We start from the raw sequence: 21,053 nt of genomic DNA, 5'->3' as shown, positions 1-21,053 counted from the left end.
AGTGTCCGACCGGCACGGGTTGGATCATGCTACCTGCCACATTCGGCAGCTTCGCCGAGCGACACATCGACTACCCGTTTAGCGCGAGAAAGCGAGCGACCTACCACAGCTTCGACGGTACCCGCTTCCTTTCCCGTCCAAGACGAGACGGGCAGATGCCCTTCTGCCGCACAAGCAATCTGGACGCTCAGCGAGCAATTCCCGCCCTTCTCAGTTACCGCAATTTGAATCGCATGGCCGCGATACTGGTACGTACTGACTTCGCTCATGGTGGCGCCCCTCTCCGTTGCAAGGATCGTAGCATGAAGCACATGACAACCCAGACCCTCGACGGCGAGGCCGGCTGCCTCCCCTCCGACTGCGAGCAATACCGCTATCGCCTCTGGCGCCACTGGGATGCCAGCCGGCCGACGCTGGGCTTCATCATGCTCAACCCATCGACGGCCGACCACCAAGTCAACGACCCGACGATCACGCGGTGCTGCAGGGGTGGCTCTGATTTTGATCTCGCGGCCCGAGGGGTGTTGACGCTTCGCGCCTGGCACAGAGTCCGTCGGTGGGCGTGCGCACCGACCTGCCGCCGGCGCTGGACCCAGAATATGGGCCCCAACCAAGGTGTCCCATGCGAGCAACTGCCGTGCGACGTCATCTGGAGCGCCTCGGCATTCCCTGCCGCGGGGTCACGACCCATCCAGGGCTGGCTGGCATTGTCGTCATTAACGATGATTTGCACGTCTGCATATTCCCTGACGGATGGATGCGTCTCGGGCAGTCGATCGCGCCAGGTCGCTTTCGTTTCGCCCCGGCCACGCGCTCGGTTGACATGCTGGCTTGGCAGATCCGCCAGCGGCTCAATGCCAGGCCATGACTTTGAGCAGGCACGGTGTTCGGTTGGCGTACCGCTGTAGCCGATCGAATGCAGTAATCCCCGGACGCTACGGCCGCGCTAACTACTCTCAATGCGAACGCAACTCCTGGTCGTCTATTTCGCCCTGGCCCTTACCTTTTTCTTCCTGCCGCGCTAGCCCGTCACGCTCTCACGGGCTCCCGCGCTCCGTTTCAGCGTCCCATGCGCCTTCCCGTAGCTACGGCGCACGGTGCGGGAGCGGCAGGCCGCAAACTGCGTTCGCTCCGAAAAAAAACGGCGCCCTTGCTGGCTGCTGCGATTCTCCTGATGCGACGGAGCGGAAAGACTGGGTCAGCGTTGCCTTTAACATGCCAGGGTCCTAGGCATCCTGCGTCGTGCGCTCGATGATTCGGTCAAACACGAGTTCGCTCCACCCCTCGCCGCGGCCGGCGGACTTGCGCCGGCCGACCCAGGTGAGCGTGCGCCCACCGATCCAGCGCGCACGTTGCCAGGACCGCTCGACATAGATGCCGGCACGCGGGATCTCTTCCTCCTCGATGAAGTACGGCGAGCCGGGTTCGCGCAGCAACCGGCCACGGGGCGGTGCGGCACCCGCCATCCGGGCGCGCTGCAGGCGGACTTCACTCACGCTGTCCTCCAGATGCACGGGGATGAAGGGTATCCAGTTCCTGGGGGCCGTGCTGCCGGCAAGGTAGCGAATCTTCGCTTCCTCGCTTGCCGCGGCGGCCGGGGCGGGCTCACGGACGCGCGACTGGTCATTGCCGCTCATCCCCGTCCCCATCTGCGAAGGCACGATGCTTTCAACGCCCCACGCCATGTTAGCCATTTCATCGCGCATGAAATTGACGCGCTCGATCGGCGGGCTTTCGAGGACGTGGCCGACCGCGGGCACCAGGTAGAAGCGGCTGGCCGCGTCGCGGCGGTCGCGCTCGGTGAGGTGGAACAGCGCGAAGCGCTGCCAGGCGGTTTCCGGTGCCCGGCCTGCCGGACGGATATAGGTGTGCCGCCCGAAGGTATCGTCCACCACGATGCCGCGGATTTCGCAGAGCGTATTGACCGGCATCGGATGCGGCAGCATAAACCAGTCGTTGGAATAGATCAGGCCAAACTCGGCGAGCATCAGATGAAGCAGCCCGGTCGCCGAGGTCTCGATCTTGCCGAAATCGGTCTGCGACTCCTCCATCTCCCAGAAGCGCGGCCGCGGCTGGCCTTTGAAGCGGACCGGGCCGGGCAGGAAGGATTCGACTTCCTCCGGCGGCGCCGCCGGAGCGGGGTCGTCCTCGAGCGGCAGCTTGCGGCCGCCGACCAGGTCGAACGAGTACCAGTCCAGTCGCCCCTCGTGGTACTGCTCGGCCAGCAGCACCGGCTCGGCCGCATCCGGCTCGGGCGGCCCGGCGAGCGCAAAGCGGTATTCGAGATGATTGGGCAGCCAGGCGGCACCGCCCGCCTCTTCCGGCTGCGCGAACATGCGGCCGATGGCGGCGGTGCAGGATTGCGCGAACGCTGCCGCGATGCTCTTGAGCTGGTCCTTGTCGCCGCCGGGTTCGCCGTCGAGCCAGCCGTCATGCGTGCCTGCCTGTACGGCGCGCACGATCGCAACGCCATCCGCGATTTGCCCCGCCAACGCGGTGCGGACCTGCTCGGCGTCGGTGTCCTCGACCTTGCGCGCGGGATCGCCCGGTGGCGGGGCCACCGGCAGCACGCGCAGCGGAAAACGGCCGAGATACAGCGGGTAGTGGCCGTCCAGGCCGGCCGCGCGCAGCCGTTTCAGGAATTGCTTGCCCCATCGCACGGCGAACACCGTATCGCTGTAGACCTCCCCACTGACTAGTTCCCGCAGGACCAGCGGAATCGGCTCGCGCTCGACATAGGTTTCGAGCGCGATGGCTTGCGGATCGAAGGGCGCGGCCCCGCCATCGGCCAGCGCGACCCGGTCGATCGGCTGGTGGCGGTAGGCGATGCGGGAGGTGACGGGCGAGGCGGCATCCTCCCCCTGGAACTCACCGAACTGCCACTGGCGGGTCAGCATCCAGAGCGGATCGCGCACCTCCGCGCGCAGGCTGCGCGTGAAATCGAGGGTGCGCGGCCGCGATTCGAGCCGGTTGAACGCCACTACCCGTGGCAAGCGGAAGCGCTCGGCGCCGGTGAGTTGCGACAGTGTCAGTCTGGTGTTTGGCATAGGTTCCCCTCACCGCGTGCCCGCGGCGTAGAACTCGGTCAGTTGCATATAGTCCAGCATCAGCATCAGGTCGAGTGATACGTCGGCCTCCATCAATGTGCTGAACTCCGACACCAACGCCGGCGCGAACGCATTCCATATCAGGCCCTGCTTCTCCAGCTGCGCCGGCTCCACCGCGCGCCGTTTGGCGCGGCCCAGCGTATCGACTAGCGTGCCGGCCAAGGCGTCCCAGCTCCATGAACCGGTTTCTTCCGGCGTCACCGCGAGCAACAAAGTCTGCGGCGGCGCCGCGTTGGGCTGGTTGAAGCGGAACGAAATGCCGGTGATCTCCTGCTCCATCGGAATCTCCTCGGTCCATTCGTCGAGCAGGATGGCCCGTTGGCGCATGCCGGGCTTGAACGCGGAGGCGCCGTGCGCGGCGATCGACAAGGTATCGCGAGAAATCCCGAAAGCCCGGGACGGGTCGAGCGGATCCTTCTCCGGGAACTCCACCGCCAGCCAGCTATCCTGGTTGCGATGGGGCACCTGTACCGGCAGCATGTCGAGCGCGACATCGTTCATCGCCTCTGCCAGCACGCGGATGACTTCCCAGCGATGCACCTGGGGGCGCACGCGCGCCAGCGCCTGCAGCCACTCGTCGACGATCTCGCCGGCGCTCGCGCCCGGCACTGCCGCGACCGCGTGCGCCAGAAGCTGCCCGCGCGCCGAGTCCGCCAGCGCAAGGTCGGCATCGTTGTAGCAATGGAAGGCCGGCAGGATCCGCAAGGTTTCCCCGAACACCAGCTTGCCCGCCTCGAGCAAGAGCCGGACCTGCTCGGCGACCGGTGTTGCCGGCGTGGCCTTGCCGATCAGTTCGCCGGCACGGTCCAGCACGCCGTCTTTCTGGACGCTTCGCCGCAGGCGCCGGGCGATGCGGTGCGCGCGCGCCAGAAGTTCCGACCTCGCCGCGGCCGCAGTGAGATCGGCCTGCGGCGGGAACGCGTCGCTGACTCCGAAATCCGCGACGGCGCGCAGGGTCGCGGCAAGCGTCTCGGCGTCGGAAACCAGGAAAGCGACCGTCAGCGCCTTGTCGTCGGTGAACTCCAGTTCGGCTTCCTCCAGCTTGTCGAAAGCGGCGCCAAGCTTGCCGGAAAACGACTCGTCGTCGGCAGGGTCATCCGGATCGTTCAGCAGCACCAGTTGCACGCTGGGCGCAACGGCACCGTCGAGGGCATCGGCCAGGGTCTTGAGCATATCGAAGGCCCCCTGCACGCGGGCGCGCAGGTCGGCGGTGTCGTAGCCGTCCGGATTGTCCTTGTCCACCGGAATCGCCGTCGCCTTGCCGCCGGCGGCCGGCATGAAATCCCGAGCGTTGGCCGCCCGGCTCTCTGCCACCATCGCGCGTAGCTGGCGCGCCAGTGGGAACAACTGCGCGAACGTGCGCTCGCCTGATGCGACTGGTGGGTTGAACGCCACGCGCACCGCTTCGTCGTCGTCAATGCCATGGGCGCGCCGGTACTGGTAGGCGATCCGGGTTTCCAGCTCGGTCGCGCCGCCGGTGCCTTCCGGCGCAATGGAGGTTATGCAGACGAAGTCCAGGGGCTGGATGCCCAGATCCGCCAGGCTCACGGCATGCCTGTCGGCACCGCCTTCGCGCGCTATTTCGCACAGGACCTTGGCCGGAGACGGCGCCAGGATCGAGCCGAGCCAGTGGTTCAAGCCCGTCTCGGCGCGCGCCCGCGGCGTCATAGGCATCTCGGGCCAGGGATTGGCCTGCACCGTCGCTGGGTCGAGATCATCGAAATGCACGGTCAGCCGGTTGGTAAACGTGAATTCCGTCCCCCGCGGCGTGTCGATGACCTGCAGCGCCGGCGGCACCCGCGCTTCTTTCTGCGCCAGCGAGACCGCCCCGACCCGATCGAAATTGCCTTGCACCAGCTGATAGGCGTTCTCCGCCATCAGCAGGTCCTTGACCGCGTCCAGCGTGTCGCGTAACGCATCGCGCTCGGCCAGGACGGCCGCGCCCTGCTGCGCATCGGGCCGCTGCGCAGCGGGCAGGATGGCGGACAACCCATAGCCGTCGGCGGCCGACATCGCCGCCGTGGCGAGGCGCAAGCCGTTGACCACGCTGTAGGCGGGCAGCGCGTCGCTGGGATCGCCGGTGCCGGCCTGCACCACTTCGCGCGCCTCGAAAGGAAAGGCCTGGCGGTAAGGAAGAATGAACTGGTTGAGTTCGAGCACGGGCACATCTCCGCGCGCCGCGCTGGCGGAAGTGCGGTCATGCAGCCCGCGCTCGAACTGGTAGCCCAGCAGCGCCTCGATCGCTTGCCCGTTGCGCATGCCCTGCAGCACGAAATCCGCGCGCCGCACCCGCTCGGACGAGAGGTTGACCGAGAACATCTCCGCCCTGGCCGGATCGGCGTGGCTCAGATAGGCGTTGCGCAGCACTGCGCCGGCCGCCGCGTGGTTGATCGACGGCGCATGCATGAAGCCGCCGCGCTTTGATCCAGGTGCCGCGCCGGGAACCGCGACGGCATCGTCTTCCTCCAGGATTGGCCGCGCATCGTCAGGACGCAGCGACTCTGGCAACGATTCCGACGCCAGGAAGACCTTGGTTGCCGGCTTGACGCTCTCCACCCAGCCAAAGGCGCCAAGATAGATGCCGGTGCGGCGGTCGTCGGCGCCAAGGCGGCGCTGCTGCGCCAGCCGCTGTGTGAACAGGCCGGTTTCCCACGCATCCAGCCGGTACTGGCAACAGTCGAGATGCTCGACAAAGGCGCGCTCCAGCGCCGCGGTGGTGGCATCGGCAAGCACCGCCAGGGCCTGCTTCTGTTCGGCGACGAAGCCAGCCTCGACGTCGGCCACCTCATAGCCGCGCCAGATCGCATCGGCGACCGAGGCCGCTGCCAGCGCGTGGCCCGGCTGGACCGCCCCCACCCTGGCGGACATGACCTCCAGCTTCGACAGCGTAGGCGACGCCGCGCGCATCCCGGGCAGCGTCGTGGCGCGCACCGCCTGTTCGAGCGCCGGCTCGAAATCGCCGCGCGCGCGCAACCAGTCGTAGGCGCCATGATGAAGTTGCAGCAGGACGGCGTTGCGCAGCATCAGGTAGAGCAGCGACGACGGCCTGGCGCCGTCGAACTGTTCCTTGAGGATGGTGTCGAAGCTGCCCGCCCTGGCCAGCCAGTCGACATAGTTGAGCGCAAGCCGGGCGCTTTCCGATGGCGGCCTGCTGTCGACCAGGTTGGGCGCATCCAGCGCAGTGGTGTAGTGCTGCCACAGCACGTGCAGGCTCTTCATGCGGCTGACATCGCTCATCTGCGGCGGAAAGCCCAGGTTCTCGAGATACAGGCGAGCACTGGCCGGCATCGAGTAGATCAGCGAGGCGAGCTCGTTGGCGTAGCGGCCGCGATCCCTGAAGCTGTCCAGGTTGCGCAGGTACTCGTCGCTATAGCCGATGCGCTGGTAGAACTCGACCGAGGTGGGATGCAGCCCGAGCAGGTGCATCAGCACCTCGGAGGGATCGGTGCCGGGCTTGCCCGCGAACGGGAGCGTGGCCGCGATGCCGTGCCAGGTCTTGTCGAAGCGGGCCAGCAGCGCGTGCAGGTCTTCCAGGAACGGCGTCAGCTCGTCGAACAGCAGCACACCCGCAATGCCGCCCTCGCGAGCCGGGTATTTCCAGCGCGACAGATCGCTGGTGACGAGGATGCCGTAAGGCTGGTCGCCCACGCGTATTGCCGGCACCGGCCCGCGGCCGGTCACGTAGCTGGAAAAGAAGCTGCGCACCAGCCTGGCTGTCGCGGGCTTGATCACCGGCGACATCCAGGTCCGCAGCCAGTATCCCAGCGTGGCCGGAAACAGCGCCGCGTTCATCGCGGTCGCTTCGAGCAGATCGGTGCCGTCGGCGCGGCGCACGGTCTGCAGCGGTCCGTAGGCGATCCCCAGCACGTCGGCGATCTGCCTGCCATCGGTCTGGCGCTTGCGCGGATCGGCGTGCGCCGGGTCGAAGGCCGGCGGGCCGGCCTCAGTAAAAAAGGCCAGGTCGTCGTAGGGATCGTTGTCGGAATAGCCGCTGCCGTCGCGCTCGGTGTTGTTGGTCGGCGTGCCTTGCGCTACCAGGCTGAATCCCTTGGGGCTGAACTGGTGGTTGGCGATCAGCTCCTCCAGCATCGCCGCGCCGTCGGCCGCACTGGCCGACAGCATCACGCCCAGCACGCAGATCCGGGCAAAGCCATTGCTCGCCTCCTCCGCCGACAGCGGCACGCGAAACGCCATGCCCTGTTCGACCGCCTTGTCGAAGTCCGACATCCAGTCGAACTCGCCGCCAAACGTCAGCGCACCGTCGGGATCCTTGAACGCTGCCTTGGCGTCAAGCGGATCGGGGCCCAACGTCAGCGTGTCCGGCACCAGCGCGCCGGGAACCTCGCGCGGCGCCCCCGTCTCGCTGCCATAGAGCAGCAAGACGAAGCGGTCCGGCAGCACGCGGGTACGGGGCGCGCGTGTCCAGGCATCGGTCTTGGTCAGGTCGTGTTCGGGGAAGGCGGCAATCTGCGTGCGCACGGCTTCGTTCACCCGCTCGCCCCACTTCTGCGCCTCCACCAGCCTGATGAAGGCATCGCCATCTTCCTCGGCCACGGCCTGCTGCAGTGCCAGGCGCACCGCCCCCGGCAGCGGCAGCGCGAGCAGGCCATCGAAGAAATCCGCCTGCGCGGCCAGCAGGAAGGCGACCAGGTTCTGCGTGGCGCCCCCGGCCGCCAGCGCGGACCAGTCCAGCGGACGCGTCTGCCGGGCCACCCAGGCCGCGCGCGAGCCGCCGAGGAGTTGCACGACATGCCGCCACGCTGCCTGACGGCGCCGGTCGCGTTCGTCGCGCAGGTGCTCGGCAGCGACCAGCTCGACCCAATACAGCTCGCCCGCCGCCACCTCGGTATCGGTCAGCGTGGCCTCGTGCGTGTGCACGACGATGTCGTCCGGATAGATTCGGACCCATAGCTCGGTACCGCGTCCTGTCGGCACGAAGATCGACTCGATGCGCACCGGGAACAGCAGGAACGGCGTCCCGTCATCAAGGCGGGCCAGCGCCTTGCGGGGATGCGGGTCCGTGTACAGGCCGCCGACCAGGCCGCCCAGTTCCGCCTTGCAGCGGCCCAGGCTGCCGCTGGCCTGCGCGATGGCGGATTGCAGCTCGCGCTCTCTCGCCTTCAGGGTCTCCAGGTCCGCAAAGGCGGGCTGCAGCAGTTCGGCAAGCCGGCCCTGCGCTCCAGCCAGGGATTGCCGCTGCGCCTCCATGTCGGCCCTTCCGGCCGTGAGCCTGACCTGGTGCTCGTCCTCCTGCTGGCGCAGGCGGCCCAGTTGGTCGCTCGCTGCGGACAGGCTCGCCCGGAGATTGTCGCCGGTGTGCCCGATCCGCGCGAGTTCCGTTTCCAGCCCGGCGATCTCTTCCTTGTCGGGCGGCGCGCGCCGGTTCGACGCTTCCAGCTGTTCGCGCAGGCTGGCAGACCTGCGGCCAGCCGCGGCGATATGCTGCTCCAGGTGCGCCACCAGCCGTTCCTGCTCGCGCAGGCGCGCGAGCCAGGCTTCGGTCTTGCGCACCGCTTCCCGTGTTGCCGCGAGGCGTGCCTGGGTTTCCGCCACCTGCGCCCGCAGTATCGCCGCATCACCATCCCCATCCGGCTGCGCGCTCGTTTGCCCCTGCTCCGCCCGCCGTATCTGCTTCCTGACGCCGGCGAGGCCGATGCGCGCTGTGTAAAGGTCGTCTTCATGCCGGCGGCAGTTTGTGCGCACCACGGCGATGGCTTCGAGCTGTTCGTTGAACTCAGGCATGCGTCAGCTCCAGCATTTCACCTGCGTGGACGGCTACCATCACCGGATTCTGGAACAGGGCGTAGGCCATCTGCGCCGACGTGACGCCCCACGGATGCTGGCTGAATTCGGCCGTATCCGGGCGGGGAAAAACCGGCGCGGGCGCGCGCGGCACGAAGGCCGGCTCGGCGGCACCAAAGCAGTTCCAGGCCAGATTGGCCCAGGTATCGAGCGGATCGTCGGAGGTCTGCGGGGTGGCGTTGCGCGTGGGCTTGTAGCTGATGTCCATGCCGAAGCGCGGCTCGCCCGGCACCTCCTGAAGCACGAAGAACCAGCCCCGCTTGTCGCCGGGGAAGTCGATGCTGTCGACCTCGCCCTTGGCCTTGTCCGTGGTCAGGTCGAAGCCGAAGAAGCGCAGGTCCGGTTCGATCTCGGCGCGAAACAGCGGGAACTTGAACTCGATATCGAGCTGGTGCGGCGTGGGATCGCTCTCGCGCAGCACGTTGTTGCCCTTGCCGTCATCGATGGCTTTCTGCGCGTAGACCACCGTGTTGGGATAGCGCTTGAGCAACTCGCCGCGCACCACCAGCACCACCTGCTTCTCGCCGGGCTGGACATCGGCACGCGGGCCCGGCGGCGGCTTGTGCGCGCCCAGCCGGCTCGCCACCGGCCATGCGTGGATCTTGGTGATGTCCTTCAGCTGCTCGGCATCCGCCGGCGTGTCGGGATTGCTCACGCCCTTGACCTCCCAGAACTGCCGGAAATAACTGCCGCGCAGGTCGGTCGGATACTCGCGCCACAGCAACTCGCGCCCCATCTCGTGATTGAGGCCGACCATATAGGATTCGATGAACTTCGGGTTGGTCTCCAGCAGCGAGATGGTATTGGGCGGAATCAGCTGCAGGTTCGGGATCAGCAGCTCCTTGCTGATATCGCGCAGGTAGCTGTACATCGGATCCTCGAAGTCCGGATGGGCCATCGCGTCGACGATCTCCTCGGGCTCGTCGAAGGTCCATCGCGGCAGCTTGACGAAGGCCGACAGCCGCCGCGGAAACGACACGCGCGGGTCGATGGCGTGCCGCAGCCTGGCATTGCCGTTGGCCAGGTCGAACGCCGGCAGCGGCGCCTTGGGCGGCGTGCGCACCCCGGCGCGCTGCTGCAGCCGGATGGCGGCCATGCGGAAGTTGCGCGCCTCGATGCTGTCGGCGGCGGGTGTCGGCCCCGGTGTCGCCGCGGGCGCGGCCTGTCCCTCGTCCAGGTCCAGCGCTACGGTGAAGTCCGGACGCGGCGCCACCTGCTGCACGGACGCGAGCGCCTTCTCCGGGTCGGTAAGCGTTGCGGCCGCGTCGATCCGGCGCGCCTGCTGGTCCAGCCAGAAGAACGCCGCGACCGCTGCGACAGCGCCCAGGGCGGCAAGCACCCAGGCCCCGGCCATCAGGCCGAGCAGCAGCACGAGCGCGAGGGCGATCAGCAACGCCACGCTGCGGTTGCGGATCAGCCAGCGCAGCCAGCCCGGGAAAGTGCGCGGCTGGATGGCCTTCGCGACGTCCTCCAGCGACGGAATGCCCTCCGGCACGGAACGCGGCGGGGCCGGCGTCACCCGTCCGTCGTTGAGCGCGCCAACCACCGTGGCCAGCGCCAGCCCGACCGGGTTCAGGCTGAAGCGCCGTGCCAGCCGGCCGCCGGGACGGATCATGCGGCGCACGGGCGCACTGAACACTGGCGCGGCCAGGCGGCTCTCCGTCAGCTGCTGGCGAATGGTGGTGGGGCTGCCGAGCACCTTGGCGTGGACCGGCATGGTGACAGCGATAAGATTGGCGGGCTCGAGCCGGGCAAAGAATGCCGACGAGTACAGCGAACTCACCTGCAGCACGAACTGGTACTGCCGCATGGTGTGGTTCGCCTCGTGGACCTTCTGTACCTGCTGCCACGCGCGCTGCATGAAGGCTTCCTGGTTCTTCTGGACCACCGAGGTACCGAACGCGGCCGGCACACGGGTGCGCGGATCCCGGTTCAGGTCGTGCAGCCACCCGTCCTTGCTGGTATCGAGCAGCACCTTGTCCGCCTTGTGCTGCCGGGCATGGTTCTGCCCGTAGAACGGCAGCGTCACGATGGGATCGTTCAGGAAGGACTCGTCCGAACCCGGTGGCGCGTTGGTGGCCTGGATGGTCTCCGGCAGGTTGACCAGGATCTGCAATTCGTCCTGGAATGCGTTCGGCGTGAACACTGGCGGCAGGGATTGCGTGCGGTCCGTCTTCAGCGCGCCTTCGAGCCCCTGGACGAGCGGCGCGGCGGCAGGCAGTCCGACAGGCGGAGGCAGCCGCTCGCGGCCCTGCCCGTCGACCACGACGAAACCCGGCTCGGCGCAGTCCATCGAGCGGATGCCGATCCTGGCATCGAGGATGCGCGGCTGGAGCAGCTCAACCAGCGATTCGAAATCGGTGTTCTCACCCGTGCGGAACGACCAGTCGAAATAGAACGGCAGCTCCACGCTGGTGGTGGTGGCGTCCCATGCCGGCTTCTGGGCAGGGATGCCGGCCGTCTTGCGCCCCAGGCCGGCCAGGCGGCCGACCTCGAAGGCCGGCACCAGGAAAGCCTGGTAAGCCCGGTTCGGCGCGAGGTGCCGCGGCGACAGCAGCCGGCTGTAGATCTTGTCCGGATCGCTGGCGACCGCCTCCTGCAGCGACTTCAGGTATTGCTCAAGCCCCGACAGCTCGCTGGCCCCGATGTCCTGCTCGGTATGGACATGCGCGAACAGCCAGCTTTCGTCCGCGGGCGGCAGCGCCTCCTTGCGCTTGATCGTCACCACCGGCAGCGGCAGGCGGCGGTCGTCGCGCTCGAACTCCCCCTCTTCCAGCACCAGCAACTGGATCCACGGGCGCAGCCGTTCGCCGTCGGGCCGGGCCGGTGTGTAGCGCCAGGGAAAATCCTCGTCATAGAACTCGATAAAGGCCAGGTAGTTGGGCTCGAAGTTGGTGATCCAGTTGCGCGGCTCGGTGCGCACCACCATGTCGCGCTGGATGCCGACGATATCGCCCGAGCCGATCAGCGCGAATGGCTTCGGCGTCTGCGGCGCGCCATTGATGGACACGCCGATCGGTACCGAGGCGCGCTCGCCCGGCGGCAGCGCGGCCGCCGGATTCCCCAGCGTGTCCTGCTCGCTGATCCGGGCGGAGATGCCTTTGCGCGCCCACGACTGGAACTGGTATCTCGCGACTTCGATCGCCATCTCGTGCCTCAGGAGTTCAATTCGAATCGGGATACAACCTGGACCTGTCCCGCCAGCGCCGGATTGCTGCGGATCAGCTCCTGCTGGCGCTGCGCGGCCTCGGCCTGGGTCTTGAAGATCAGTGCGCCGCCCGCGCCCGCCAAGTGCGGCTTCAAGTCCGACACATTGGCGAGGGCAAAGTCCTCTTCCGGCAGGACCACCGCCTCCGGCGCGTTCATCGACGGCCGGGTCTGCTGGAACGCCAGCGCCGACCTGCGCACCGCGCTGCCCTTGACCAGCCGGTCATACGCACGCAGGGCGATCTGCACGAGGCCCCGGAACTCCAGGCGCACGACCTTGCGGTGCAGGTAGTTCAGTTCGTACGACACGTCGCGCCGGACCGGCAGCGGTACCACGAGATCGCCCGTTCCCGTCAGCGAAAAGCCGCTGGGCAGCGCCTCGAACGAGCGGCGCGAGAGCTTGTCACTGTCGCTCAGCTTGCTGAACTCGCCGGGCGCGAACTGCTCGCGCGTGTCCTGGAAGTTGGCGGGAATGTCCCCCCCGTTGGCATTGACATTGCTGAGCCGGAACTTGTTGACGTTCAGCGGTGCCTTGTTGCCGAATTTCTCGATCAGGTAGTTCTCGAGCGGAAACGAGCGCTGGCTGAAGGTCAGCACGCCCATGGGGTGGATGACCAGCAGCGAAGCGCTGTCCGCCTCGTCGATCTTGCGCAGGCTGACGTGCAGGTGATGGTTGGCCGGCAGTTCCGCACGCCAGTTGCGCGTGTCGGCGATCTCGCGTTGGAGCCGCTCCAGCAGGTCCTCGGTCTGGTTGCCGATGGCCGGCGCCGGATCGCCCCAGGTGACATGGAAATCGACGCTGATGTCAAAGAACAGGATGGTCAGGCTGGCTTCGCCCCTCGCATCCCACGGCGTAGGCCCCGACAGTTGCGCGGTGATATTGATGCCGGCGATGACGGAGGTATCCTCGCGCAGCGCAATGCCGCCATACAGCCGCGCGATAAAGCGGAACGGCTCGAACTGGAACAGGACGTCGTAGCCGAGGAAGCCGTAGACGTTGAATCCCATCGCCTCCGCATAGAGCTCGACCTTTGCGCCGAACTGCACCGTGTTGGCGGTGACGGCGAAGTACGATTCCACCTTCAGGCGCGGATTGTCGTCGGACAGCAGGCTGATGCCGATGCGCGCCATGTTGCGCAGGCCGTCCGGCAGCGCCGGAATGGTCGGGATGTCGCGGAAATCCGGATGGAAGCCGCCGACACTGAGGGCGAAGGTCTTCTGTTCTCCCCAGGACACCAGCAGCGCCATGCTGCCGGTAATGGTGTAGACCAGCAGCCGCGAATCGACCAGGTCGGCGCGGAAGAACAGATAGCCGCGATCGAAGTCGAGCACCCCGATAAAGTTGACCTGGAGCCTGAGGATCGGCGCGTCCTCGGCGGGAAGCACCGCGCGCAGCACGCCAACGATGGCGAACATCGGATTGGGGAGGTCGAGCAGCAGCCCCAGCTCCACCGTGATGATCGAGGGCGTTCCCCAGCCCAGCTTGGCCATCGGCCCGACCACGAAATGATCGTCCAGCGGCGGGAAGAACTGCCGGATATCGCTGATGATGCGATTGATGTTGGCCACCACGTCCTGCGGGAACAGGATGCTCTTGATGGCATTGGTGCGGACCCCTTCCACCAGCGCCGACACCGCGATGGTGCGGTTCAGGCCGATGATCCCGCCCACGCCGTTCAGGGTAAAGCCGAAGCTGAGCTGGATCGGCGTGAATTCCGCCGCGATCACGATCAGCAGCGAGAAGCCCGGCGAGCCGTCCGGCTGTTTGGTATTGATGATGCCGATGGCCTTGGCCGAGAACAGGCCCTGGAAATCGAGTTCGAGCGCACCGGCATACTCGCCCTTGTCGACATCGAACATCAGGTAGCCGCCCCCCTTGAAGCCGCCGGCCTCAAGCGACAGGCCTACCCCGTTGGGCGGCTTGAATTCGACCCCGAGGTCGGCCGGGCCGATATTGCCGGGCGCAAAGCGCACCACCGTGCGCAGGCCGATGTTCTCAACCACGGCCTGCAGCGGCCCGAGCTCGAATTTCAGCACCGCGCCGGCCTCGAGCGCGACGTCGCTCGCGCTCGGAGCCAAAGCGAAGCGCAGCGCCTCGATCTTGACCGGCCCCATCTCGAGGTGGGTGCCGAGTTCAAGGCCCAACTTCGCCCCGCCGTGGAAGGTGAACCCGGATTGCAGGCTCATGCCGAAGCCGAAGCCCGCTTCCGCCTGGATGTTTACGCCGGACAGCATCTTCTGGAGAAAGCCATCGCCCTCGCCCGGCGCGATCACCAGCCGCAGGGCCTGGGCCTGGCCCTCGACGCCGACGTCCACTTGCTGCGCGTCGCCCGCGATAAACCACTTGATGCCAAGCCCCTCGATCGACAGCCGCGTGCCCCCGCGCGAGCCGATCAGCACCAGCTCTTCGGCCTGGGCCGGTTTTTCCCGGATGGTAAGCGCGGCGCTGAAGGCGCCGGTCAGGTTCAGCATGCCCTCGGCGTTGAAGGGCGGACGGATGACGACGCCCACGCCACGGATCTCGCCCGAGGCATCGAACACGAGCTCGCCGCGTTCGCAGACGCCGAAATCGAAGCTGGTGGTCCCCATCAGGTAGGGCAGCAGCGCGATGCCTCGCTTCTTGCCCCCGGCGGGCTCGGCGGGAGAGAACGTGATGCCGAACTGGCTGTAAGTCACCGGCGTCAGTCCTTTCTGCAGCAGCGGAACGCGCAGCTCGGCAAGGTCGGCTCCGGTGTTGGCCAGCGCCGTGCGCGTGGCGTCGGCCTGACCGTAGAAGCCGCCGCGCAGGCCGGCCGCGCGCATGATCTGTTCGAGGCGGCCGAGGAACTTGCCGACATTGAAATCGGTGTCCCACTGGTAGACCTCGTTGGCGATGCTGCCCGGCTCGGTGATGAACTTGCCGAACCGGTCCCAGTTGATCAGCCGCGCCGGCGTCCCGCTTGCCGCGCCGGGCTCGTGCTCGATCAGGCCGAGCAGATGAAAGACGCCATGGGCTTCGGGCCGTTGCGCGTGGAGATAGTCCAGCACCAGGAAATCCGTCAGGCGACGCGGCAGGTCCCCGATATCCGGCACGCCGGCGCCGCCGCCGGCCTGCACCTGCACATGCAGCTGCCGGATCGCATCGATGGTGGTGCCGAGCTTGCCGAGCAGGTTGACGATCGCGGCGGCGACGCCGGCTTCGCCGGTGGAATTGGCCAGCGTATCGACGGCCGCCACCAGTCCCGTAGCCTCGGTGCCCAGGGTGGAGAGCGCGCTGCCGAAGGCGCCTGCGGGCAATTCATAACCGAGCTGCCGGAAGAACACGACCGCCTTGTCGGGCGTGTCGATCTCGCGCAGCGGTGCGATCGCCAGGCCGGCGCCGGTGAGGATGTTCTGCAGCGCGTCAGCCATGCCTTTGCCTCATGCCGGTTGCGTGACGATGTGGGACATATAGCTGGGGTGCGGACACACGCCCGCGGGTCCCTGCGTCCGGTCGGACACCACCCATTGCGAATGGCGGGCAAGATTGAAATCGAGGCCGGGCGCGATGGTGGGCGGCGCAACGCCGCGCCAGCCCGCGCGCATCCAGTGCCGGATTGCCTCGTGGTGCGGCCCGCCCCCGGTGCCGTCGTCGAGCAGCACCAGGATCTGCACATTGAAATCGACGCTGGTGGTGTGCGCCAGCTGGAACACCAGGCCGAGCGCCAGGAAGTAACGCATGCGTGCCGGCGCATCCTGGGTATTGGCATCCGCGGCGGCCAGGAACACGCGTACCGGCGCGAAGATGGAATTGGCGTTGGTCTGGATGAAGTTCCTCAGGTTCGTCCGCATCGTCGTGGCCTTTGCCACGGTAAAGCTGGCCGGCTCGGTGGGCGGAACGATGCGCTGCGGGGAATTGTGGAAGGACGCGTTGCTCATGCGCGCCTCCACCGCTTCATAGATGGTCTTGTAGTTGGTGAAGTGCGCGCTCAGCTGCGCTGCCGTGGATGTGGGGTCGATGGCGGCATCGAGCTGCGTCGTCCAGGTATTCAGGTTCCCCAGTTTTGGCGAGATGACACCGAGTTGCGCAGCCGTGGGCCGCTGCGCCACGCGAACCAGGAAAATATCGCCCAGCCGGTTGAACAGGTCCGCGAAGGCGACGCCCGGCAGCGCATCGAGCCGCGAGATGGTGACGCGCCGCGCCGGGATGCCGGCGCGCCATTGCAACTTGCAGAATTCCAGCACGCCGAGCTGGAAGGTCGTGTGCCAGAACGTCAGATGGGCCGCGCCGATGCCGAAGCCATCCGCCCACACGCCGAACTGCGTGCGGACCTGGGCCGCGGTATAGGTCGGCGGAATTCCGGAATTGTGCAGGCCGTTGATCGTCGCGGCCAGGCCTTGCGGCGGCTGGCCATGCATCGTCGTCGCGGAAATCTGGTTGAAGCGCTGGAAGAAATTGGGGGCTGTCACGACCGGACGCACCGAGCCCGTACGGCCGAAGAACGCCTGCACCGCGGCAAGGTAGGCCATGTCCGTGCCCGCCCGGCAGCCGCGGATGTCGATGGTGGTAAAGCGGTCGAAACGGGGTCGCACCGCCAGCATCTTGTTGCGGAAAGCATCGCCAGCGAACGCGGCCAGTCCCGCCGCCACGTTGGCGGCATAGCGCGCCAGGTTCGCGGGGCTTACGACTTGTGCGCCGCCCAGATTGGCAAGGCCCGCGATGGCGGCGGCCAGGGCATCGAGCTGCGGGCCGGGCACGTTGTCGGGGGCGGCTATCAGCCGGGGACGCAGATCGGTGAGCAGCAGGTCGTAGGCGCTCGTCAGATTGGCCCGCAAGGTAGCATCGGCGATGCCGGACATGCCGTGGGCCAGCACCCATCTGGCGGCGTGCAAAATAACGAATTCCTTCTTGTTGTCCGAGGGCGTGCCCGCCGGGGGAAATACCGCGTCGACCGCCGCGCCCTGCCCGGCCGCACGGACCGCCGACAGCACCAGCGTTTCAGGGCTGTTGAAGATGGTGAGCGCGCTCTGGCCGCCGACCAGGTCAAAGACCAGCAGCGCGCGCAGGCCCGCGATGCTGCTTTGCGCGAAGCCCTCGAAGAACCGCTTCAGCGCGCCGCGCCCCCCGTTGCGCAGGAAGTTGATCCCCATATTGCTGGGCTGGTCGGGCTCGCCCGGGTCCGGCACGAAAAAGTGCGACACGATGCGGATGCGGTCGAGCACGCCGCTTCCCGTTTCCGCCGGGTTGGCAAGCAGTTCCAGGATTTCCTCGATCGAGCCGACCGTCCTGGGGCGGAGCGACACGTTGTTGTGGAAGTTGAGCGCATTGGCGATAAAGCCGTTGTCGTTCGGCTGCGCCGCCGAGATGAAGGTGTGCTGCGGAATGAATTCGGGCTCGCCGAGCAATGGCGCCGGCCCCGTCGGCGCGGGCGCGGGGCGGTTCACCGCGGTCCCGCCGCCACCGCCGCCTGGCGTGCCGCTTCCCCCCGGTGTGTTCGGCGGGATCCCCTGCAAAGCCGTGGTATTCCCCGTCTGGTTCCGCCTGGTGGTTGGCATGGTCCCTCACCGGAGTGGTTAGCCCTTCTTATTTCACTCGTGATGCAACGGCCCTTCCCGATAGTGGCGAACGATCCAGTGCGCGCGCGTGCCCGACATGCCGGTAAGCACGTCGTTGAACGCAACGCCGCCGAAATAGCGGTCGCGCAAGGTCTCGAGAATGCGACCGCACTGGGTAATATTGCTTTTGGGAAAGCGGGCGCGGTTGAACAGGTCCGTTCGCGTGTCCACGTCCAGCGCGCCGAGCGCCTGGCGAAGCTGCGCTTCGGCCGAAGCATGCGGTGCGCCCGACTCCGGCAGCTCGGTCCAGGCCAGGGCGGGCGACGCCCCCGCGCTGGTCGGCGTGGTCATGGCGAGCAGCCCCATCCGGATCGCGCAGACGCCGAATCCTCCCGCGGCGAGCGTGGCGAAATCGCCCTCCGCGTCGTTCAGTGACGCGGCGATGCGGTCCAGCCGTTGCCTGCGGTTGTCGGGATCCTGTTCGAGCGCGCCGTCATGCACCATCGTGAACACGAAGGTCTTGAAGCCATCGCCCGGCTCAGGCGTGCCGAGCGCAACATTCTGGTAGTAGTGGTTGTGCTCGTTGACCAGCTCGCGCGCGACATCGGGATTGACCACCGTCGGGCCTTGCTCGTTACGTGCGCTCTCGATCAGCGCTTCGAGTGCCGCGCTGGTTCCGACCACGTCCTGCGTCATTTCAAGCCGTGCCTGCTCGGCGCTCCCGGCATCGAGGATGCGGACCAGCAGATGCAGGCTGCCGCTTGCGGGCGGACGGCAGCTCAGCTCGCCATGCGGCGTGGTGCGCACGTCAGGCGCGCCGCCATCCAGGGACATCGTCCATTCATACAACGCGGCCGACGCAGCAAGCGCCGGATCGGTCACGAACACGACGTAGACGTTATCGCGATTGACAACGATGGGAGAGGTGACAAAGGAAACCAGCGCGCAATGGCCGTCGCCCGAGACTACGGCCGACCCCAGATCGGAAGCCTGGAGTTGGCTCGGAATGCGACTCTCGGTTCTCCGAACGACCATAACTGTCACCTGTTATGACGGAAGAAGAACTCACTCTAGTCAATGCAACGTCACGCGACAAGCATGGCTGAGTGTATTGTCAGGGATGGATCACATTGCGGGAGAAAGCCATTAAAGCCGGTGCCAGATCGACGACAGCAACATCTGGGACGCCAGCCATGGATAGCCGCCTGCTCCGCTGATGAATGCGGCGGAGATACGCGAATGGGCCCGCCTCGGCAATGAAGCCGGTGCCCATACGATCGACCATGTACACCTGCCGGCGGTGCCGCTGGCCGAAGCCCGCCGGCAGATCGCAGCTTCCAAGGCGGACCTGGAGGACCTGGTGGCAGGGCCGGTCACGGCCTTCTGCTATCCATATGGCGAACAGCAGGCGGCGCACCGGGAGATGGCGCGCGAGGCGGGCCACGACAATGCCACGCTGACGCAGCGTGGCCTGGCACGCGTCGATGACGACCCCTTTGGCCTGCCACGCGTCCACGTGCACTGCGGGACCAACCTGTTCCGCTTCCTCCAGAAATGCCTGACGCGGCATGAGGACAGGCGGCGCGGCTAGCGGCGGGAGGCGGCCGGCCTCGCGCCACGGGGTCATGTGTGGCAGCGCCGCTTACGTCCAGTGCCCGGGCCATCTGCTGCCGCAGGACGGGCACCACTTCGGTTTCCAGGGGTGGCAGCACAGCCGGACGCGGTTGCGCAAGACGCACCACGCAAGACGCACCATTTTCGGGCGCGCCGAAGAAAAGCCCAACGCTTACTTACCGCGTCGCCCTGAGAATCGGCTTCAATCGTCTTCGTCATCGTGCCAACGGTGCCACTTGCGATGGCGCTCCCGCCACTCGCGCTCCCTCCACCGCTGCTCACGCCATGCGCGTGCTTGCCAATCGTCGTAGTAATAACCAGGCGCCACTACCACTGGGCGCGGCGCAACGTAGACAGGAGCCGGCTCGTAGTACACCGGGGGCGGAGGTGCTGCAACTACGACACCTGGAATACCGATGCCAATTCCGACGTCTACTCTTGCTTGCGCAGCGCTTGAGGCAAGCGCGGAGGCGGCTGCGATTACACAAACCGCCAAGATCTTCTGCATGATGCTGTTCCGTCGAATGATGCTCACACCTTAGGGCGTTCTCGCCCTGTCCGGTAGGAGCAGAACCTAAAGCCGGTTACCTTGTGTAACGACGGTAGGTTGTCACGGTGACCACTGCGGCTTGAGCGTCTTGTAAGGCTTTGTATCCACTCCTGTGACGGCAACAGCGCAACAGCTTCACCCTGGCTGTCGCTCCGAACCAACATCACCAATATGAGTGATGTGAATACACCCAAACCCGGTCGGTCCTTCCGTTCGGGTGGTTCTGCGATCTACCCGCTACCACTTCTAGCCCTCGACCACCCCGGCCGAGGGCCTTTTCTATTTGCCTGAGCCGGGCAAGGTTAGTGCGTCGTAGGAGCTCGCGCCTTCCTGGAATCCGGCTTCGAACGCTTTTACGGCGCCACGGCCGCGCCAATCAAACGCGACAGGGTTTCGCGCAAGTTGCCTGCGGCGGGGCATTGGGGCACACCGCGCCGCTGTGCGAGAAACGCCGGATCGTTGTAACTGGCCCCAGTCCGCCCATCAGCGTCCGACCACGAGTTTCAAGGGCAGATCAATGCCGATCGACTGCGCACACTCCATCAGAGGCGCGCCACCCTGCGCATTACCGAAAATCAGCAATTCGGTGGGCCGTCGACGCGATGCAGAGAACGTCAATCACAATCGCTTACAGACCGCCCACTCGGTCGATGATAGCCTTTGCGAACAGTCCATCGGCGGTGGCATGACTGCCGGAATGACATGCAAAGAAGGCAACATAGTTGCCTTCAATATTATTAGATGCGCGCCACCGGCCTTCTTGGCCGAAGAGGACGCACGCAGGAGTTACATCATCATGCTGACCGACGTTGTTTTACGTTCGGCCTTTCGTTCAGATTGGCATCACATAGCTGCATTGCTTGATCGATGCGGCCTCCCCACCTCGGATACATTCAAGATAATCGAGGACTTCCAAGTTGCGCTGTATGAAGGCCGCATTATTGGATGTGCAGCTGCGGAGCATCACGGCTCGAGCGTTCTAATTCGCTCAGTAGCAGTGGAACCTGATTACCGAGACAGAGGCATTGCAGGGTGTCTGGTTGAAACACTATTGATGCGGGCTCGCGGCACAGAAGCACGAGACGCCTATCTCTTCTCCACGGTGGCTCCCGCTTACTTCGCTCGCTGGGGATTCTCGCTTGTTGCGGATGAAAAAGTGCCACTGGAGGTGAAGTCATCGCCCGCAGTCCAGCGCGCGGCCCAAGCATCGGCGCTTGGCATGCGATGTGAGCTGCGATAGCGAGAGTGTCTCGTTGGAT

At 66.3% G+C, this 21,053-nt stretch carries 11 protein-coding genes and 1 pseudogene; 3 read left to right on the top strand and 9 right to left on the bottom strand.

Annotated features, from left to right (window positions below; all coding sequences use genetic code 11):
• Nucleotides 1-29: 29 nt before the first annotated feature.
• Nucleotides 30-269, bottom strand: coding sequence for a hypothetical protein (locus ABNX08_RS23810; protein ID WP_349606118.1), 240 nt, complete (start codon nucleotides 267-269; stop codon nucleotides 30-32).
• Between ABNX08_RS23810 and ABNX08_RS23805 the strand changes: the two genes are divergently transcribed.
• Nucleotides 156-908, top strand: coding sequence for a DUF1643 domain-containing protein (locus ABNX08_RS23805; RefSeq protein WP_349606116.1), 753 nt, complete (start codon nucleotides 156-158; stop codon nucleotides 906-908). The two genes, ABNX08_RS23810 and ABNX08_RS23805, sit on opposite strands and share 114 nt — an antisense overlap.
• 318 nt (nucleotides 909-1,226) lie before the next feature.
• On the opposite strand, the gene ABNX08_RS23800 is transcribed toward ABNX08_RS23805, so the two are convergent.
• From ABNX08_RS23800 to ABNX08_RS23775, 6 genes are all read right to left on the bottom strand, one after another.
• Nucleotides 1,227-2,981, bottom strand: coding sequence for a hypothetical protein (locus ABNX08_RS23800; protein WP_349606114.1), 1,755 nt, complete (start codon nucleotides 2,979-2,981; stop codon nucleotides 1,227-1,229).
• Nucleotides 2,982-3,056: 75 nt separating this feature from the next.
• Entirely contained in the window at nucleotides 3,057-8,849 is a 5,793-nt protein-coding gene (locus ABNX08_RS23795; protein WP_022535015.1) for a hypothetical protein, read from the bottom strand.
• Nucleotides 8,842-12,057 carry a hypothetical protein gene (locus tag ABNX08_RS23790; RefSeq protein WP_022535014.1) on the bottom strand — a complete coding sequence of 1,072 codons (3,216 nt, stop codon included), beginning with the start codon at nucleotides 12,055-12,057 and terminating at the stop codon, nucleotides 8,842-8,844. The genes ABNX08_RS23795 and ABNX08_RS23790 overlap by 8 nt, the downstream gene beginning before the upstream one ends.
• An 8-nt stretch (nucleotides 12,058-12,065) precedes the next feature.
• Nucleotides 12,066-15,506 (bottom strand): DUF6603 domain-containing protein, encoded by a 3,441-nt coding sequence (locus ABNX08_RS23785; protein ID WP_022535013.1) that lies wholly within the window; start codon nucleotides 15,504-15,506, stop codon nucleotides 12,066-12,068.
• 9 nt (nucleotides 15,507-15,515) lie between these two features.
• On the bottom strand, nucleotides 15,516-17,630 hold the full coding sequence (locus tag ABNX08_RS23780; RefSeq protein ID WP_022535012.1) for a hypothetical protein: 2,115 nt from the start codon (nucleotides 17,628-17,630) through the stop codon (nucleotides 15,516-15,518).
• A gap of 33 nt (nucleotides 17,631-17,663) precedes the next feature.
• The gene (locus tag ABNX08_RS23775; protein ID WP_022535011.1) at nucleotides 17,664-18,665 is read right to left on the bottom strand and encodes a hypothetical protein; all 1,002 of its coding nucleotides are present in this window, start codon (nucleotides 18,663-18,665) and stop codon (nucleotides 17,664-17,666) included.
• Nucleotides 18,666-18,789: 124 nt separating this feature from the next.
• Here ABNX08_RS23775 and ABNX08_RS23770 point away from each other — a divergent pair.
• A pseudogene (locus ABNX08_RS23770) lies at nucleotides 18,790-19,221 on the top strand (polysaccharide deacetylase family protein); the annotation flags it as partial.
• Nucleotides 19,222-19,446: 225 nt separating this feature from the next.
• On the opposite strand, the gene ABNX08_RS23765 reads toward ABNX08_RS23770, so the two are convergent.
• Nucleotides 19,447-19,752, bottom strand: a complete 306-nt coding sequence (locus ABNX08_RS23765) for a hypothetical protein (RefSeq protein WP_022535009.1) — start codon at nucleotides 19,750-19,752, stop codon at nucleotides 19,447-19,449.
• 525 nt (nucleotides 19,753-20,277) lie between these two features.
• Nucleotides 20,278-20,376, bottom strand: a complete 99-nt coding sequence (locus ABNX08_RS23760) for a DUF302 domain-containing protein (RefSeq protein WP_367576166.1) — start codon at nucleotides 20,374-20,376, stop codon at nucleotides 20,278-20,280.
• 103 nt (nucleotides 20,377-20,479) lie between these two features.
• Between ABNX08_RS23760 and ABNX08_RS23755 the strand changes: the two genes are divergently transcribed.
• A complete protein-coding gene (locus ABNX08_RS23755) occupies nucleotides 20,480-21,034 on the top strand; it encodes a GNAT family N-acetyltransferase (protein WP_367576165.1) in 555 nt (184 codons plus the stop codon).
• Nucleotides 21,035-21,053 lie beyond the last annotated feature (19 nt).

The sequence above is a fragment of the Cupriavidus sp. DF5525 genome, assembly GCF_040149425.2.
In the GTDB taxonomy this organism is placed as follows: domain Bacteria; phylum Pseudomonadota; class Gammaproteobacteria; order Burkholderiales; family Burkholderiaceae; genus Cupriavidus; species Cupriavidus pickettii_A.
The sequence above is the reverse complement of the archived record's forward strand: the minus strand, read 5'-3'. Positions and strand labels throughout refer to the sequence as shown.

What these genes read in the sequence shown, in the direction of transcription:
- ABNX08_RS23805 (WP_349606116.1), top strand. Translation starts at nt 156, where the DNA reads ATGCCCTTCTGCCGCACAAGCAATCTGGACGCTCAGCGAGCAATTCCC.
- ABNX08_RS23810 (WP_349606118.1), bottom strand. Translation starts at nt 269, where the DNA reads ATGAGCGAAGTCAGTACGTACCAGTATCGCGGCCATGCGATTCAAATT.
- ABNX08_RS23795 (WP_022535015.1), bottom strand. Translation starts at nt 8,849, where the DNA reads ATGCCTGAGTTCAACGAACAGCTCGAAGCCATCGCCGTGGTGCGCACA.
- ABNX08_RS23790 (WP_022535014.1), bottom strand. Translation starts at nt 12,057, where the DNA reads ATGGCGATCGAAGTCGCGAGATACCAGTTCCAGTCGTGGGCGCGCAAA.
- ABNX08_RS23785 (WP_022535013.1), bottom strand. Translation starts at nt 15,506, where the DNA reads ATGGCTGACGCGCTGCAGAACATCCTCACCGGCGCCGGCCTGGCGATC.
- ABNX08_RS23780 (WP_022535012.1), bottom strand. Translation starts at nt 17,630, where the DNA reads ATGCCAACCACCAGGCGGAACCAGACGGGGAATACCACGGCTTTGCAG.
- ABNX08_RS23775 (WP_022535011.1), bottom strand. Translation starts at nt 18,665, where the DNA reads ATGGTCGTTCGGAGAACCGAGAGTCGCATTCCGAGCCAACTCCAGGCT.
- ABNX08_RS23765 (WP_022535009.1), bottom strand. Translation starts at nt 19,752, where the DNA reads ATGCAGAAGATCTTGGCGGTTTGTGTAATCGCAGCCGCCTCCGCGCTT.
- ABNX08_RS23755 (WP_367576165.1), top strand. Translation starts at nt 20,480, where the DNA reads ATGACTGCCGGAATGACATGCAAAGAAGGCAACATAGTTGCCTTCAAT.